At 63.1% G+C, this 17,386-nt stretch carries 13 protein-coding genes; 5 read left to right on the top strand and 8 right to left on the bottom strand.

All coding sequences use genetic code 11. The features are described from left to right. Positions 1–234: 234 nt before the first annotated feature. From catB to P0Y59_01925, 5 genes are all read right to left on the bottom strand, one after another. Positions 235–861 carry a type B chloramphenicol O-acetyltransferase gene (gene catB, locus P0Y59_01945; protein ID WEK00479.1) on the bottom strand — a complete coding sequence of 209 codons (627 nt, stop codon included), beginning with the start codon at positions 859–861 and terminating at the stop codon, positions 235–237. Positions 862–1,462: 601 nt separating this feature from the next. Next, positions 1,463–2,893, bottom strand: a complete 1,431-nt coding sequence (locus P0Y59_01940) for a right-handed parallel beta-helix repeat-containing protein (protein WEK00478.1) — start codon at positions 2,891–2,893, stop codon at positions 1,463–1,465. 419 nt (positions 2,894–3,312) lie between these two features. Beyond that, positions 3,313–3,969, bottom strand: coding sequence for a beta-phosphoglucomutase (pgmB, locus tag P0Y59_01935; GenBank protein WEK00477.1), 657 nt, complete (start codon positions 3,967–3,969; stop codon positions 3,313–3,315). Then, positions 3,966–6,236, bottom strand: a complete 2,271-nt coding sequence (locus tag P0Y59_01930) for a glycosyl hydrolase family 65 protein (protein WEK00476.1) — start codon at positions 6,234–6,236, stop codon at positions 3,966–3,968. The genes pgmB and P0Y59_01930 overlap by 4 nt, the downstream gene beginning before the upstream one ends. 182 nt (positions 6,237–6,418) lie before the next feature. Then, a complete protein-coding gene (locus P0Y59_01925; protein ID WEK00475.1) occupies positions 6,419–7,462 on the bottom strand; it encodes a LacI family DNA-binding transcriptional regulator in 1,044 nt (347 codons plus the stop codon). A 139-nt stretch (positions 7,463–7,601) separates the two neighbouring features. On the opposite strand from P0Y59_01925, the gene P0Y59_01920 reads away from it, so the two are divergent. Then, the gene (locus tag P0Y59_01920; GenBank protein WEK00474.1) at positions 7,602–10,022 is read left to right on the top strand and encodes a TonB-dependent receptor; all 2,421 of its coding nucleotides are present in this window, start codon (positions 7,602–7,604) and stop codon (positions 10,020–10,022) included. 309 nt (positions 10,023–10,331) lie between these two features. On the opposite strand, the gene P0Y59_01915 is transcribed toward P0Y59_01920, so the two are convergent. Together P0Y59_01915 and P0Y59_01910 are read right to left on the bottom strand one after the other, a co-directional pair. Further along, a complete protein-coding gene (locus tag P0Y59_01915) occupies positions 10,332–11,585 on the bottom strand; it encodes an MFS transporter (GenBank protein WEK00473.1) in 1,254 nt (417 codons plus the stop codon). Positions 11,586–11,963: 378 nt separating this feature from the next. Then, the gene (locus P0Y59_01910) at positions 11,964–12,842 is read right to left on the bottom strand and encodes an OmpA family protein (GenBank protein ID WEK00472.1); all 879 of its coding nucleotides are present in this window, start codon (positions 12,840–12,842) and stop codon (positions 11,964–11,966) included. Positions 12,843–13,227: 385 nt separating this feature from the next. On the opposite strand from P0Y59_01910, the gene P0Y59_01905 reads away from it, so the two are divergent. The 4 genes from P0Y59_01905 (at position 13,228) to P0Y59_01890 (ending at position 16,412) form a co-directional block, all read left to right on the top strand. After that, on the top strand, positions 13,228–14,040 hold the full coding sequence (locus P0Y59_01905; GenBank protein ID WEK00471.1) for a hypothetical protein: 813 nt from the start codon (positions 13,228–13,230) through the stop codon (positions 14,038–14,040). A 59-nt stretch (positions 14,041–14,099) separates the two neighbouring features. Further along, positions 14,100–14,411: a helix-turn-helix domain-containing protein gene (locus P0Y59_01900; GenBank protein ID WEK02470.1), complete on the top strand. Its 312-nt coding sequence runs from the start codon at positions 14,100–14,102 to the stop codon at positions 14,409–14,411. Positions 14,412–14,658: 247 nt separating this feature from the next. Next, on the top strand, positions 14,659–16,041 hold the full coding sequence (locus P0Y59_01895; protein WEK00470.1) for a hypothetical protein: 1,383 nt from the start codon (positions 14,659–14,661) through the stop codon (positions 16,039–16,041). A 179-nt stretch (positions 16,042–16,220) separates the two neighbouring features. Beyond that, entirely contained in the window at positions 16,221–16,412 is a 192-nt protein-coding gene (locus tag P0Y59_01890) for a hypothetical protein (protein ID WEK00469.1), read from the top strand. A 58-nt stretch (positions 16,413–16,470) separates the two neighbouring features. Here P0Y59_01890 and P0Y59_01885 read toward each other — a convergent pair whose 3' ends face one another. Further along, positions 16,471–17,268, bottom strand: coding sequence for a hypothetical protein (locus tag P0Y59_01885; protein WEK00468.1), 798 nt, complete (start codon positions 17,266–17,268; stop codon positions 16,471–16,473). Positions 17,269–17,386 lie beyond the last annotated feature (118 nt).

Genomic DNA, 17,386 nt, shown 5'->3' with positions numbered 1-17,386 from the left:
CCAATTCCCTGGCCCCATCGAGCTGCCGAAGGCTACTAGGGCGTGAGGCGGCTCGTTCGCTCAGCGCGGTTCAAACGGGCGCTTCTGTCGGAAGCGGTCGGGCACGCCGCCCAGTCCGGAATGGTAGCTTCCCTGTTTCCATCATCTGGAAGCTGCCAATCCCCCACCGGCCCAACAACGGCCGGTAGTATAAAGGGATGGAAGCCGTGCAGCGTTCCATCCCATCCGCTGAGCCTATTGCTGTCGAGGCCGCAATTGGTGGAGGCGCTTGATGTCGCCGCTGCAGAGGATCGGCATGGCTTCGCGCAATGGGCCGTCCGGCCAATCCCACCAGCGCAGTTCGAGAAGGTGCGCGACCGTGTCAGCGTCGAACCGTTGTCGGATCGCCTTCGCCGGATTGCCGCCAACGATCGTGTAGGGCGCTACGTCGCGCGTGACCACTGATCGCGTTCCGATGACAGCGCCATCCCCGACGGTGATCCCCGGCATCACGATCGCTTCCGAACCGATCCAGACGTCGTTGCCGATAACGGTGTCGCCCGCGGGTCGGTAGCCGTTCAGCGCGCCTTCGAATGCAGCCACCTCCGGCATCCAGAAAAAGGGGAAAGTGCTGATCCAGTCGTTTCGGTGCCCCTGATTCCCCGCCATGATGAAGGCGGCGCCCGACCCAATGGAGCAGAAGCTGCCGATGATCAGCTTGTCTGCTCCCTCATCGGGCAGGAGGAAACGGGCACAATCATCGAAGCTGTGGCCGTGATAATAGCCCGAATAATAGCTGAACCGTCCCACCTGGATGTTGGGGTGCGTGACTTGCTTGTCGAGCGTGATCCCCTTGAAGGGGCTTTCGAAATAATTGGTCATGAAATCTGTCCGATGACAAACCGGCGCAGTGCGCCGGCGGCTGTTATAGCCATGCAACATCTACAGGCGCGGCCAGGGGTGGCGTGCCTCGCTGTTCCTCACGCTCTCAAGCGCGGGAAGCGGTCAGATGGTACAGGGAGCGGACTTCATTCAGTCGCCCTACCTGCTCCGGTGGCGTGCCACAACGGCCTTCGCCGAACACGGTGCACGGATCAATTACAGCGATAGCGGCAGCTTACCCAACGGCTCCGTATCACCTCCGGCAACGGCACGCTGACCGGCACCTGCCGTCATAACCCGCCATTTGATCGGATCATTCCTCCGAATCCCGATCCGGGTCTTCATGTCGAACCTGTGCCACCTGCCCTCGCGAAAGCCCTACCAATACCGGAGCAGGATCTCAGCCCGCCAGATAATCGCCCACCCGGAAATCGGCGATCGTCGGGATCACGCAATCGGCCAGCAAGATCGCCGACGATCCAGGATAACAGCGACAGTTTACCAATTACCTCCACCCCGTGCCTGCAGACACATTGTTTAGTAAACTGTCACCGGTCACCCTAGTTCCAGTCGTGGTGGTCATGAGCAGCCTCTGGCTGCCCTACTGGATGATCGCTGTCACGTTGGACGGCATGGTCGTGCAGGTCCCCGTGAGCGACTGATAGGCCAGCAATGGGATCGCCAGCGAGCCTGAGTTGCTCAGGGGGAAGATGTTGTTTCCAGTTCCATTGATCTGGAGCGCGCTGCAAACGTAATTGACAAGAATCAGTGTGGTTGGCGTCGGACCAGCGGTGTAGCTCCATGGTGACGTGCCGAGAGCCGGCCACATCACCCGCGCAGTCAAGCCCAACTCGGTTGAGTTCTCCTCAACCAATATAGCCTTGTTCGCCGGATTTCCGTAGAAAATTGGTCCGATAACGTTCTCCGTCAGAATATTGTGACTTACGGTCAACGGGCCACCTGTGAAGGTGTTCTGGATGGCCAGGCCGTAGCCTTGGTTGTTGGTCTTACCGGGATAAGGCCCCGATCTGTTGTTGGCGACGACGAGGCCGGACCCGTTGATCAAATTGATACCGTTGAAACCGCCTCTTACGGTGTATGAATTACCCTCGACGAGGCAACCTGAAATTACGCTATCAGCTAAATACTGGACGTTGATACCAACCAGGGTGCTACTTTCCGCCGAACAGCCGATCAGGCTGACGTGAGAAACGCCCGTGCCGATGAAATTGAACCCGTTGCCCGAACTGAAGCCGGAGCGCACATTCGTCAGCTTAATATTGTAGACACTGCCGTTCGTGCCGTCGATCTTTACCCCATCCTGCTGCGAAAGATCTAGCTCTAGGTTTGTGGCAAATACATCGACGACGCTGTTGCCAAACGTCGGGTTGATTAGGAGCCCATAGGTGCTCTGACCACAGGTAGTGTTTTGAATATATGCAGCGGCGGCGTTCAGGTGGATGCACGCGCCCCCGTTGGTCTGCTGGGCGCTCTGGTAGGATGTAACCTCAGACATGAAAAGCTGCGAGACGCCGTTAGCGTAGACAGCATCGAGGACGGTGTTCCCGAAATCGACGCTCTCAATCGTCATGACGCCCGAGACACCGGTGTTGACGGCCGCGGCGCCCACATACACCCCCTGGATGCGCATATTGCGCAGACTAACGTTAGTCGCCTGGGTCTCCTCCACCCCGTAGCCTGCCGTCGGCGTGTCGCCCATTTGCTGTGCGATGGAGAAGTCTTGAAGAATTATATCGAAGGCCGATCCCTGCACCGTAATCGTATTGCCGGTCGTACCACTGTGAACGAGGGTGGTGACATCCTTACCGGCACCCTTAAGGGTGAAAGTTCCGGCATTGATATTGATCCCCGCAGTGACAAGACAGAGGCCGCCAGGCAGTAGCAGTGTTGCGCGCGCGTATCCTGAACTATTTACAGCAGAAATCGCCGCGTTGACGGCACTTGATATGTCGGCACTGTAGTTGCAGGTTACATTGTACGGTGGATCTGCAAGGTTGATGACGCCCGGCACTGTTTGCGCAGATGCAGCGGTTGCGAAGCATATCGATAAAACTGCAACAAATATCGTCCTAGATATAATCAATTTCCACCCCCTTCGACGCGCGCGCCTAGCACCGACACTTATATCGTCGACTCTAGGAAATAGTATGTGCAACATGCGTTTGCCGAAGTCGATCCTTGCCCATGCCTCGTCAACGTGCTCGAACGCGTCACAAACCATCCAGCCAAGAAATAGAACTAATTTTCGTTCTGGACTAGCCGCTGACTAATTCCCACGCCGTTCGCCGGATAGTTTTATCGAATGCCGCCTGTCGACTGTCGGCCCATTTCAGCCGTCGCCGCAATCTATCCGACGCGACGCCAAGGCGGCTCGCAGGCGACAATCGGGGTTTGAAAGATTTTCACCGAAAACGGCAGCAATGAGGCGCCTCAGCCGGCGAGATAATCGCCCAGCCGAAAGTCACCGATCGTCGGGATCACCCGATCGGCCGGCAGGATCGCCGGCGATCCGATGCCGAGCGATGCCATGCCCGCCGCCCGGATCGCCGCGACTCCGGCAGCCGCGTCCTCGACACCGAGGCACAGCGCCGGAGCGGTGCCGGTCGCGGCGGCGGCCGCGAGGAAGATGTCGGGTGCGGGCTTGCCCGCGGCCACCTTCGCCGGATCAGCCACGGCATCGAAGAAGCCGGCGATCCCCAGACGATCGAGCAGCAGCGGCGCGTTGCGGCTGGCCGAGGCAAGGGCGAGCTTCAGCCCGGCCGCCCGCGCTTCCTCCAGGACGGCGCGTGCGCCCGGGAACAGCTCCTCCGGCGTGAAATGGGCGATCTCCTCAAGATACCAGCCGTTCTTCAGGGCGGCGAGTTCAGCGCGGCGGGCGGCATCGAAGCCGGGCCGGTCGCCGATGATGAGATCGAGCGAGCCCATCCGGTCGACGCCCTTCAGCCGTTCGTTCGCCGCGTGATCGAACGGCACGCCGATGCTGTCGGCCAGTGCCTTCCACGCGCGATAATGGGCCTCGGCCGTGTCGGTCAGCACGCCGTCCAGATCGAACAGGATCGCGCCGAGCGGGCGGGGAAAGACGCTCATGCGGCGAAATGCCGGGATTCGCCGGGCGCGAGGACGAGCGGGGCGTCGCGGTGCGCGAAGGCGAGCGGCGGGCCGTCGAGGTTGCGATAGGTCACGCCCGCCGCATCGACATCGACGCGGAGCCTGCTGCCGCGCCACAGCATGCCGAAGCCGTAGCCGCGCCATGCCTCCGGCAGCACGGGGGCGAAGCTTGGCAGTGGGCCGCGCAGGCGGAAGCCGCCGAAACCCCAGACATAGGCCATCCAGCTTCCCGCCATCGCGGCCATGTGGACGCCGTGATCGGTATTGCGGTGCAGGTCCTCGATATCGACGAAGCTGGTGCTGCGGAAATGCCGCCAGGCATCAACCGAGCGGCCGACCTCGCTGGCCAGCACGCTGAAGCTGCAGGCCGAAAGGGTCGAATCATGCGCCGTGACCGAATCATAATGATCATAGGCGCGCCGCTTGCGCTCCACATCGATGCCGTCGCCGCCGAGGACGAGGCCGAGCACGAGATCCGCCTGCTTGGCGACCTGATGCCGGTACAGCGTCATCGGGTGATAATGGAGCAGGAGCGGGAATTTGTCGGCCGGGGTGCCGGCAAGATCCCAGCGCGGTTTCTTCAGGAAGCTGTCGTCCTGTGCGTCGATTTGAAGATCTTCGTCATAAGGCAGGCGCATCGCATCGGCGGCTCTGGTCCAGGCGATCGTCTCGGCGGAATCGAAACCGATACGCGTGGCCGTTGCCGACCAGCTTTCCGGCGCGGCTTCAGCGACCCGGGCGACCACCTCCACCGCGAGGCGGAGATGCGCCTGGGCCATGCGGTTGGTGTACCAGTTATTGTCGATCAGGGCGGTGTATTCGTCGGGGCCGGTGACGCCGCGGATGCAGAATTCGCCGGTCCGCGCCTCGTGCGTACCGAGATCGATCCACAGGCGCGCGGTCTGGACCAGCATCTCGGCGCCCATTTCCACCAGGAAACCAGTGTCGCCGGTCGCCTTGTCGTAGCAGCCGATCGCATAGGCGACCGCGGCGTTGATGTGATATTCGGCCGACCCGCTCGGATAATGCGCCGAGCATTCGCGCCCGGCGATGGTGCGCCACGCATAGAGCGCGCCGCGATCATGGTTGAGCGCGCGGGCATTGGCGATCGCCGCGTCGAGCGTCTGGTAGCGATAGGCGAGCATCGCGCGCGCGATCTCCGGCGCGGTCACCGCCAGCACCGGGAGCATGAATGCCTCGGTATCCCAGAAATAATGACCCTCATAGCCCTGGCCGGTCAGGCCCTTGGCGGCGGCGCTGCTGTGGCCGTCGCGGCCGGCCGACTGGAAGAGGTGGAAGAGATTGAGGCGCAGCGCCGCCATGGCCGCGTCGTCGCCGTCGATCTCGATCACTGCGTTGCGCCAGAAGGCATCGAGCAGCGCATGTTGCCGGGCGACGAGCGAATCGAAGCCGATCGCCGCCAGAGCGGCGGCGGTGGCGCGTGCGGCGGTCGCGATCGCCCCGGCGTCGTCTGCATCGGGCTGGACCGCGTAGCCGGTGAAGATGTCGACCAGGGCTGCGCCGTCGGCATTGCCCGCGTCGCGCGTGACCTGCGCAGCGCCGACCACGATGCCGCTGCCGCGAAGCTTCTCGACGACGAGGTCGGGCGCCTGCTCGCCAAAGGGCATGAAGCCGTGCGCGTGGAGATTCACGCCGAGGCGCGGATCGTCGGCCTGGCCGGCCGCCTGGGGCGCGGGCGCGACATGGGGGGCGAGCGTGACCAGCGCGGTGAAATCGACCGGCGCGGCGCGGATCCGCCGGGCATAGCCGGTGGTGCCGTCAAGCGGGACAATCCGTTCGGCCGCCACGTCCAGCCGCCGGCCGTCGGCCAGCAGCCAGCGGGTCTCCCGGGTCAGCACGCCGGAGCGGAGATCGATCCGGCGGCAGGTCCGCTCGGCCGTGGCGCGCGCAAAATCGACAAGGGCACCGTCGATCGCGATACGCACCAGCATCGCCTCGGCGACGGGAACCCGGGTATCGGTGGTCTCGGCAAAGCCGCGGAACCGCTCGTGATAGGCGATCGGGCTGACCTCATAGGCGGCCGCGAGAAAGGTCGATCCGTCGCCGCCGCCACACTCGTCGATCGAGCCGCGCACCCCAATCGCGCCATTGGCCAGGGCGAAGATCGTTTCGGCCCATGATTCGTGATCGGGGTTCGACCCGAAGCTGGTCAGCACCCAGCCTCCGTCGCCGACCTGAACAGGCGAACCGCTCTCCCCAGCCGGCCGCTCCACCTTCGAATCCATGCCTGTCCTCTGCCCGTTCTTGTCCGAAATCGACGTTGTTCGCGCTTCCTATGCGCGATGATATCGATTTCATCAATGGGTTTCCGGATCGGGGAATCGTGGGGAAAAACATCCCGAGGGGCAGCGCCGCGTGTCACCGCCCTCCCCTCCACCCGGGCTGAATCGCGCCGGCAGCGCCGCTTCTAGGTCTCGCGCTCGATCAGGCGGGTGGGCAGCATCACCGATTTCGGCCGCGTGCCGTCGATCATCTGCATCAGCTTTTCGACCAGGATGGCGCCCGCGATCCCCGTCTCCTGCTCGATCGTGGTGATCGCCGGGGTGAAATGCGCGGCGGGCGGGATATTGTTGTAGCCGACCAGCGCATAATCCTCCGGCGTGCGGTGGCCGGCGGCGCGGAACGCACCGATCACCGCCATCGCCGCGGTATCGGAAAAGGCGAAGACGGCGTCGGGCGCCTCATGGTCGCGGATATAGTTCTGGGCGCCCTGGAAGGTGTGCGAATAGGCCATGGATTCGATCGGCAGCCGGTCGATCCTGATATCCTGGCCGCTGTCCCTGGCGGCCTGGCGGAGGCCCTGGAAGCGAAGATCGATCTCGGCATGCTCGATATTGCCGACGAAGAGCCAGCGCTTCGCGCCGCGCGACAGGAAACGCTCGCCGGCCAGCCGCCCGCCGGTGAGATTGTCGCTGCCGACCGCGCAATAGGGGCCGCCCGGATCGACCGCGCCCCACACCACCAGCGGCAGGCCACCCCTGGCGAGCGTTGTCAGCAGCGCGTGGCGCGTGCCCTGGCCGAGGACGATGAAGCCGTCCGTCGCGCGGGCGCGGTACAAGTCCTGGAAGGACCGGGCGTCGCTCAGCCCGGGGGGCGACAGCAGCAGATCCTGGTCGCGGATCGACAAGGCCTCCGACACGCCGGCGAGAAGCTCGAAGATGAACGGATCGGCGATCGAGCCGGCGCGGTGCGAGCCGAAATCGAGCACGACGGTGACCGTGTTGGCCCGCGACTGACGCAGTTTCTGCGCGTTGCGGTTGACCGCATAGCCGTTGGCACGGGCCACCTCGAGCACGCGATCGCGGGTCTCGGCGGTGACCAGCGGGCTGCCGTTCAGCACGCGCGACACGGTCGGCTTGGAAACGTTCGCGAGGCGCGCGATGTCGCTCATCGTCAACGCGGCACCGGCGCCCTGCCCGCCGTCATTCTTCCGCTTCGCTCCATTGGCCATGGCATCACCCTAGGGCAGGCAACTCGGTGGGGGCAAGCCGGGCCGGCGATAACGTCAGATCATTCTTGAAATGCATTTCATGATCCGTTACAAGCCCGGAACAAGGCGCCACCAGATGCGCCCGGAAGGGGAAGATGAAATGGCACTTCGTATCCATCATGTCCTGTTGCGTGGCGTGGCACCCTTGGCGCTGGCGATCGCCTGCGGCGCGCCGGCCCATGCGCAGACCGCCGCCCCGGCAGATCCCCAGGCCCCGGATCCTCAGGCAGCAGCCGACACGACCGATATCGGCAACGACATCATCGTGGTCGGCACCGCGGGCGCGGGCACGCGCCGGCAGGACGCCTCGTTCGCGGTGACCTCGATCAATGCCGACGCGATCACCCGGCTCGCGCCATCGAGCACCGCCGACCTGCTCCACGCGGTCCCCGGCGTCAGCGCCGAAAGCTCGGGCGGCCAGAACGGCGCCAACATCTTCGTACGCGGCTTCCCCTCGGGCGGCGACGCGGAATTCGTGACGCTCCAATCCTCCGGCGTCCCGATCTTCCCGCCGCCCACTTTGTCTTTCCTCGAGAACACCCAGCTGTTCCGCATCGACGACACGATCGCCCGGGTCGAGGCGGTGCGCGGCGGCACGGGCGCGCTGTTCTCCTCGGGCCAGCCCGGGCTGACGGTGAATTTCGTGCAGCGCGAGGGCGGCAGCACGCTGAAGGGATCGGCCAAGATCAGCGCCACCGATTTCGGCGAAGTGCGCGGCGACGCCTGGGTCTCAGGCCCGATCGGCGAGCATACCACCGCGATGATCGGCGGCTATTACGCCCAGTCGAACGGCATCCGCGACCCGCAGTTCCGCGCCGAGAAGGGCGGGCAGATCACCGCCAATATCCGCCATGATTTCGGCGAGGGATCGCTGCTCGTCTATGGCCGCTATCTCAACGACCATGGCCAGTGGCTGCTGCCGATCCCGGTGACTCAGAACGGCACGAAGATCAGCGACTTTCCCGGTTTCGACGCGCAGACCGGCGCGCTGGCCGGAAAGGAGACGCGCTATTCGACGATCAACACCGGCCGCACCGTCGACCTGGCCGACGGGCGCGGCGCCAGGATCTTCAATGGCGGCCTGAACTTCGATTACCGGCTGGCCGAAGGGCTGAAGATTCGCGAGCGCGCCAGCTACATGAAGGGCAGCGCCGACACGGTCGGGCTGGTCCCGAGCGGCGCGCCGATGAGCGCCGCCGCCTTTGCCGCGAGCTATTCGGTCCCGGGCGGGCCGGCCGCCACGATCGGATCGCTGACCTATGTCAACGGCGGCGGCGCGGTGCCCGGCAGCACGCAGGTGATCCAGGCCGGCATCTGGGAGGTGCGCAAGGATATCGAATCCTTCGTCAACGACCTGTCGCTCGAGTTCAAGAGCGGGATCAACACCCTCACCGTCGGCGGCTATTTCGCTGCCTATTCGTCGAACGATCGCTGGAACCTGGGCAATGGGCAGTTGCTGACGGCGGAGGAGCATGGGCGCCGCCTCAACCTGACGCTCGGCGACGGACGCCAGGCGACGCGGGCCGGATTCGTCCAGGGTTCGACCTTCAACGTCAACGCCCATTATGACGGCAAGGACTATGCCGGCTATGTGGTCGACGAACTGCAGATCACGCCGCAGCTGCGCCTCGACGGCGGCATCCGCTGGCAGCGCCACGAGGTGACCGGCCGGCTGGAGAACAATACCTTCGGCGTGGACACCGACAATAATCCGGCGACGCTGTACAACAACAATACCGCGGTGCTGAACGGCACCTTCTCCAACCTGAATTATGGCGGCTCCAAATTCTCCTACACGGCCGGTGCGAATTATGATTTCTCCAGGAAGATCGGCGTGTTCGTCCGCTACAGCCGGGGCAACAGCTTCCCCTTCTTCGACAATCTGCGCGATGGGAACCGGATCGCGCCGAGGATCGACAGCTATGAAGGCGGCCTGAAGGTCTCCACCGGGCTGGTCAGCGCCTATGCGACCCTGTTCCACAATGATTTCAAGGGCCTGGGCGTCAGCAGGATCATCAACGGCGTGCCGGTCGTCTCGGTCGGCGGCGCGCGGACGACGGGCGTCGAGTTCGAGGGCGAAGTCCGGCCGGTCACCGGCCTGAGCCTGGCGGCGAGCGCAACCTATCTCGACGCCAAATATCGCGACTTCTTCACCTCGATCGACGTGAGCGGCCTGCAGGTGCAGCGCCAGCCGAAATGGCAATGGCGCCTGACGCCGTCGTACGAATATGACTTCGGCAGCGCCAAGGTCGCGATCTTCTCCACGCTCAGCTATATCGGCGACCGCTTCTCCGACCCCGAGAACCAGCAGCTCCTGCCCCATTTCTACAAGCTGGATGCCGGCATCTCCGTGGGCATCGCCGACCATCTGAAGCTTCAGGTGACCGCCGACAATCTGACCAACCAGATCGGCCTTACCGAGGGCAATCCGCGCATCATCGGATCGCAGGGCGCCGGCGTGATCCTGGCGCGCCCGATCCTGGGCCGGTCCTTCAGGTTCTCGGTCGGCTACGGCTTCTGACACCAACCACCATTGCTGCACCATCGATCACGCGGGACACATCGTCCCGCGTGATTTTTTGTGCGTGCCCTATCAGCCAGGCGACATTCGGGCGTTGCCAATAGCGGGAAGAAGAGCAGTTTCACGCGAAGGCGCGAAGACGCAAAGAGGCACCTGGACAAGCGCACCACCGGTATCGACGGAGGGCAGTGCTCGGTGAGAGGCCTCCGGACACTATCTCTTCGTGTCTTCGCGCCTTCGCGTGAAACCAATGGCTACCGTCGCACGCCGAGGATCGGATTTGGTCCCGTAGAACGGTGGGCCACATGCCTAGATCGTAAAAGCTTTCGCCGCGCCTTCTCCGCGATCGATCATCCGGTTGAACCGGACCAGCGCCAGCGCGATCAGGGCTAGCGGCAGCAAGGTCATGTAGAAGGCGTTCTGGCCCGACAGATGCTGGAAGATCATGCCGGTGAGGAACGACCCGATCGTGCCGCCCAGCGCCGAGAAGATCACCATCAGCCCGACCATCGCCGCATGCCGTTCCTGCGGGAGCGAGGTGAGCATCACCGAGCAGAGCGTCGGATAGATCGGCGCCATGAAGACACCGATCAGCGGGAAGACATAGGCGGCGACCGGCGCGTCGAACCAGCCGACATCGGGGCGCAAGGTGAGGCCCTGAGTCGTCGGCAGGGTGACCAACACCAGCCCGGCGATGCAGAGGATGCAGCCGAGCATCAGCGGAAGCCACGCGACCCGCCGCAGCAGCGCGCTGGCGCCGAGCCGCCCGATCGCCAGCGATGCGACGAAGATGCTCGACGCCTGGACGCTCATCTCGGGCGGGAGGTGAAGGATCTCGTTGTTGAAGGTGGGCAGCCAGGTGCCGATGCTCTGTTCGATCAGGACATAGAGGAAGATCGAGACGAGGAAGGCGATCGCGGTGGGCAGCAGGAGAAGCCGCAGCATCTGACGCCAGCCCGGAGCCTGTGCCGCGACGCTTTCCGGCGCGGCCCTGCTCTCGTCGAGCGGGGTGATCGCCCATAGCCCCGCGGTGAGGGCGCAAATCGCGGCGATGACCCAATAGACGCGCAGCCAGTCAGTCCCGGTCGAATCCGCCCCGATGAACCAGGAGAACATCCAGACCCCGATCAGCACACCGACCATGAACACACCCTCGACCAGGCCGGTGAGGCTCGCATGCCCGGCACGATCGGGCCGCAACAGGCCGATCGACGCATAGGTCGCCACCTTCCCGCTGCCGAAGCAGACGCCGGTCAGCACGAAGAAAAGCTGAGTCGCCCAGAAGGCGTTGGCGACCGACATCAGCAGCGCACCGGCGCCGACGATCAGCATCACCGCGATCAGCGCGCGGCGGAACCCGAAGGCCGGCAGGCGCGTCGCCAGCAGGAAGGAAGCGGCGACCACCGAGAGATCCTTGCAAGCCTCAAGCGAGGAGGCGTGAGTCTTGGTGATGGCGTAATGGCGGATCGATTGCAGGATCACGACGCCGACGCTGTTCATCAGCAGACCGAGCACCGCATAGGTCAGGATCAATGCGATCGTCGCGCGTGCCCGTACCCCCATGACGTCCTCTCCTCCCGATCCGTTCCGGACCCCGGATGATGTTTAGAGCGAATCCGCCCCACTGCAAGAAATCGATTTCAAGAGCCTGTGGAGGGTGTGCCGAAGGGCAACGGAATCGCGCAGGGCCGATGGATCGACATGGCCGGGCAAGCCGAAGCCCGGCAGCGGCGCGACCGGCAGATGCCGTACAAGTGCCGGAACCGCCCAGGCGACAGCGCGTGGAACGGCCGGGCTGGAACCGGTGCCGGATAGGAAGGGGACGGACGCGATCACGCAAAGCGGCGGACGGTGACGCGGCGGGAGGAAGAAGAGCGAGGCCGTGCGGGACGCGCCGTCCCGTTTCAACCGTTAGGGGGCGGGCAAGCCCGCCCCCTCACCTCACAAGCCGTCGACGCTCTTGCTGACCAGGATATTCACCGCGACGCGGCGATTCTGCGCCTTGCCTTGCGGCGTGTCGTTGCTTGCCAGCGGGTCCGCCTTGGCCATGCCCGTCGGGGTCAGCATGCGATAGGGTTTCCAGCCACACGCCTGTTGCAGATAGTTGATGACCCGATTGGCGCGCTTCTCGCTCAGTTCCTGGTTGAGATCGTCCCCGCCGGTCGAATCGGTATAACCGACCACCAGCATCAGGGCGTTTTCGGTGTGCTCGGCGGAGCTTGCGGTGGAGCAGAGCTGGGCCTTGTCCTGAGCCGAGAGATCCGACCGGCCGACATCGAAGTGAACGTTCGTCGTGCCCTTGATATTATACTTGTCGATATCGCCCATGCGGCCGCGCAGCGCCTCGGTCGCAGCAGTCTGCTCATCGAAGCGCTGGTCGGTTCCGTTGCGGATCATGGTCGCAGTCTTCAGATCATTCCTGCGCAGGCTGATCTGACTCGCCACCAGCTCACCGCCCGGTTGACCATCCTGCGCCTGCAGCGTCCTGACGGTGACCGGCAGCCCGTTGAGCAGCGAATCCGCGGCGAGCTTCTGGTTGCCGCCGAACAGCCCGCCGCCGGCCCTGATCCGGGTCGCATCGTTGACGGCGATGGTCGTGATCGTGCCGTCGGCGGTCCTGACCTTCATCGTGTCGCCATGGCGCGCGGCGATGATACCCTTGACCTCGGGCCCTTCGGTCATCGCCACCGGGGCGGGCCCTTGCACGATGACATCGGGATTAGGCGCGCCCTGCTCCTGCGCGAACGCGCCGCCCGATGCGGACACGGCCAGCATGGCGACCAGGACGCGAACATCCGGCTTTTTCGAAATGATACGCATTGAGGCTACCTCCTCTAAACACAGCCCCCGCCCCATGGGCCCTGGGTGTTCAGGTAAAGCTTTCCCGCAGATGAACGGAACCGGGACGGCCCTGTGCAGAGCGGGTGGTTCGGGCGCGGGGTGCGATGAGCCGAAGTGGAGCGTGGCGGTGACCAGCGCTCTTGCCCGGGCGAACGGAAAGCCTGTCGGCGGCTGACCCGCGGTACGCATCCCCAGAATGGCCGGTGCTGGCCGCTGGCTGTCGTGCGGCTTTGCCCCCAATGGCGGTCATATGGCGGTGAGTATGCCGATCCTGAAAGCAGTCGTTTTCTTTCCGGCAATATGTCGATCCTCTCGCGACCTGCCTCAAGTCCGGCTATGAGGGAGCGGCCAACATCACCCTGGGGTGACGATGCCTGTTCGCTACGCCCTCCCCACCTTCGCCGTCGCCATCACTCTGGCCGCCAGTGCCGCTGCCGCCGACACGCCGACGCCCGACAAGGTTATCGCCTCGATCAACCTGGCGAAATCATTCGCGACGCGGACGCCCTGGCGTTTCGTCGCCACACAAGGCCGCGACGTAAACATCGAGATAAGCGATCCGCGCGACATGCTGCCAGGCGAGATCAAGCTGTGCCTGACCAAGGACGACGGCAAGACATGCCGCCCCGACTTCCGGCATGCATTGTCGATCAATGGCGAGGTGAATCTGTATTCTGACCCGCACTATCTCAACAAGATGGAGGTTGTGTACCCGTGGGAAGGCGGGCGACCGTTCGTGCTCCTGCAGATCGCCAGCCTCCCCAGCGGTGACGGCGACAGCCTCAACGTTACGCGCGTACTGAAATATGATCGCGCCAGTGATCGCTTCATCGACGCCTATCGGCACCTCACCGGGCACAATAACAACCAGGAAATCCGCTACATGGCCAGCGGGCCACTGCGCGGCGCGATCATTTCGGCCGAACCGACCGGGAATGCCCCGTTTGGATACTGGATCACGGTCAACCGCGCGGGGTCGGCCGCCACATATCGTCCTGTGCTGCGCTATCGTAGCGCGACGCGGTACGAGGATGGCAACCCGCTGCGCGTGATCGATTCCGAGATGCCCGCCATCCAGCAACGGCTCGGCCTGTGGCGCCCCGGCCGGCCGCTTCCCCTGCCGCCGGGTGCGTGCGCAAAACCGCAGCTGCGCAAAATGGAACTGTGGTGTTCTTGAGCCAGGACGGTGATTGACCAGGCTGTGCCGTCGCGCCCGACATCAACGACCTGATTGCGCTGACCGGCCTGTCGCTGCGGCAGGTGCAGCGCAACTGCAAACGCTATTTCGGGTCGCCGCCCAAGGTGCTGGCCCGCAAATACCGGGCGCTGCGCGCGGCGGTGGCGATGATGCATCGCGACCCCGAGCTCAACGAGATGCTGGAAGAGGGTTTCTACGACGAGTCGCATGTGACGTGGGAAATCAAGCATTTCACGGGGATGACGCTGCGTGCCTTTGCCGAGCATCCCACGGGGCTGAACCGGAAGATTGCGAAGCGGATTGCGTTGGAGCGGGAAAATCCGATCAGGCGCAGTGGTGCGATTACGTGAGGTAAGTGGTGCTGCTGATGGTTTAGTATTGCGCCCCCGGAACACCCTACCGGCATGCACAACGGAACTTCAGATCGCCTCGAGTTACGGCCAATGAACGGCTCGAACTAACCAAAATGGTCGTCAACCCGGCCGTAGTCACGATGGTTGTTTCGCTTTCTAGAATAATTCTTCGATAACTGTTTAATCGACTTCCAGATTCAGGTTTCGTGTGCGAAACGATCTTTATCGGCGAAAGGAAAAGATCATGGTCGCGAAGGGAATCGATTATTATCTTTATTCGGATTCGGAAGATCTCCGCACCGACCTCGGCGTGCCGAAGATTCCGCGCTCACACGGCCCCGAGGCCAATTTCAAGCGCAACAACTTCCAGGTCCAGTCGGGCAACATTCCGGATCCGGTCAACTACACCGGCAGGCTGGAATGGGTCACGACCGATCGCGGCAAGGAGATGATCAGGCAGTGGCAGAACATCAGCTCGCTCGACGGCAACCTCAAGACCGGCACGATGCACACCATGTTCAAGACGCCGCCGCGGATCGGTAATCCGACCGTCTGCTGGGGCCTCTACGACGCGGGATCGGGCAAGGTCTCGGGGATGACCAACCAACATCAGCTTTACGTCTATGCGACGCGCGATCAGCGGCGCTGGATGGGCGATCTCGCGAAGCGCAATCCGCACGTCGCGCGCGGGCCCTTCGCCCGATTCGCGCTGCCCGGTTCCCATGATGCCGGCATGTTCGACATGCGCGCGGTACGGAAGATACTGCACAACCCCGCGTTCGTCATCGCGCTCGGCGCGCATATGGGCGTGGCCGCCGCCCTGCTCGGGCCGCGCGCCATCGCCAATCTCGCGATGACGCAGAAGGACGATATCCGCACGCAGCTGGACATCGGTACCCGCTATTTCGATTTTCGTCCCGGCTGGATGCATCCCGCGATCCGCCCTTTCTTCGGGAACACGCTCTATCACCAGCACGGCCTTGTCCCCGGCTATCCCTATGTGGATTTCCTGGTGGACGTGCTGCGCTGGCTCGAGGCCAATCCCGGCGAGATCGTGGTGGTCAACCCCAACACCCAGGGCTTCGCAGCCGACGCGATGAGGCCCAACGACTTTTTCGCGCGGGAGGCGCTCACTACCGCGATCGCCAAGGTCAAGCTGCCCTGGCGGATCGACATCGGCATGTCCACCGATCTCGACAGGAGCTACGATGCGCTGATACGCGACAATACCCGCCTGATCTTCACGAACCCGATCGACAACGGGTCGGGCTTCTACAACAGCTGGAGCGGGGCCTATGCCACGTTGAGGCCGGCCCCCATCATCAAAGCCTTTGAAGGCATGAAGCGCGACATGCCGGCGAATGCCAACCATGTCGTGATGCAGATGCAGGCGACGGCGACCAAGATCGGTGCGGTCGTCGCGGCCTCGGTCGTCACGACGAGCGACGCCTCCTCGCCCCTGCTGGCGACCAAGGCAGTAATGGATGCCGCGACCAATCCCTGGCTGCGCGAACACGCTGCCAAGCGACTGTCGCCCGATCACTTGCTCGTGTTCCTCAACGACTTCGTCGACAATTGCATGGTCGAGACCGCGATCCAGGTGACGGAGCAGCGCGCCCGCGATTAAACGCGGCGCCCGGGCTTCCGCTCCGCCCTGCCCTGGTCGAGCCTGCCCTCATGGGGAAGATTTCGCTGGAGTTCCGGTGACACTCCACTGAATCCACCCGTGCGCCGGAGTTCCGGTGACACTCCACTGAATCCACCCGTGCGCCGATGCGTTTGGTAATTGAGTGGAGTGTGACTGGAATGCCCGAACTCAACGAGATGCTGGAAGAGGGATTCTACGACCAGTCGCATGTGACGCGGGAGATCAAGCATTTCACGGGGATGACGCCGCGGGCCTTTGCGGAGCATCCGACGGACCTGAACCGGGAGATTGCGAAGCGGATTGCGCTGGAGCGGGAGAACCCGATCCGGCGGAGTGGGGTGATTACTTGAGGTGGGTTGGGGTGGTAGTTTAGTATTGTGTCCCTGAAACCCTCGAACAACGCCTGCCCTATTGCGGCATCTTCCACGACAAAACTTGAGTTCGATAATGCAGTCCGCTGTAGCTCAGCGCAGAAGGGTTAAACTCGAAATGGCCGCGCTTCAAAAGCACTTGGCAGGTATAATTGTCCAGGAAAGCTGTGTTTGCAGCGGACGAAGTGCCGACCGGACGGCAACTGCGAACTTTGCCTTCACGATCAATCCCCAGAAGAGACAGGCTACGGCTTTCCATACCATATCGGATCGCGATAGATGGAAAATCCATGTCGGTGATGCCGCCAATAAACGTGAAACGACCATCGGCATCGGCGAGCACCTGGTCAGCAGGCGTATCGTCAGCAGGATAATGAATTTCGGTGTTGATATAACCCGGCTGTGAGAATGCGTACATGACCTCGCCATTCCGCCCATTCGACTGGCTTTTGAAAAAACTGAACTGGACATCCACGAATCCTCGCCGAAACGGCAAAGCGAAACCGGAAATCAGATGAAATTTCGCGGTCTTCAACAGTTGCGAGCAGCCAGTCTGCGCGACCTCAGGCATGCTTGATTGCCCGACATCGCAGGACACTGGCTGACCATTTGGATCGACCCACAACCGGACCGCGATAGTGATGCCGTCGCCGCCTATAGGGGGATTGGCGTGAAAGGCTGTCGGATAAGGCTTGAACTCCAGACGCCCTGCTCCGTCGAGGTCGACATTTTCCGGCGTGATGGTGATCGGCGCGGGGGTGACGGGCAGGAAGGGATGATAAATGGGCCGGGAGGGAAGTGCTGCGGCCAGAACGATCAGTGGAATAGACAACATACCCTCCATTTAGCCGCACATCTGCGGTCGCGCTTAGATTACTTTTATTCATTTCCAAAGTTCGCTGATCCCGGGGAACATCGTCGAATAACGGGAATAACGGCGACAGTGAATTCAA

The sequence above is a fragment of the Candidatus Sphingomonas phytovorans genome, assembly GCA_029202385.1.
GTDB lineage: Bacteria > Pseudomonadota > Alphaproteobacteria > Sphingomonadales > Sphingomonadaceae > Sphingomonas > Sphingomonas phytovorans.
The sequence above is the reverse complement of the archived record's forward strand: the minus strand, read 5'-3'. Positions and strand labels throughout refer to the sequence as shown.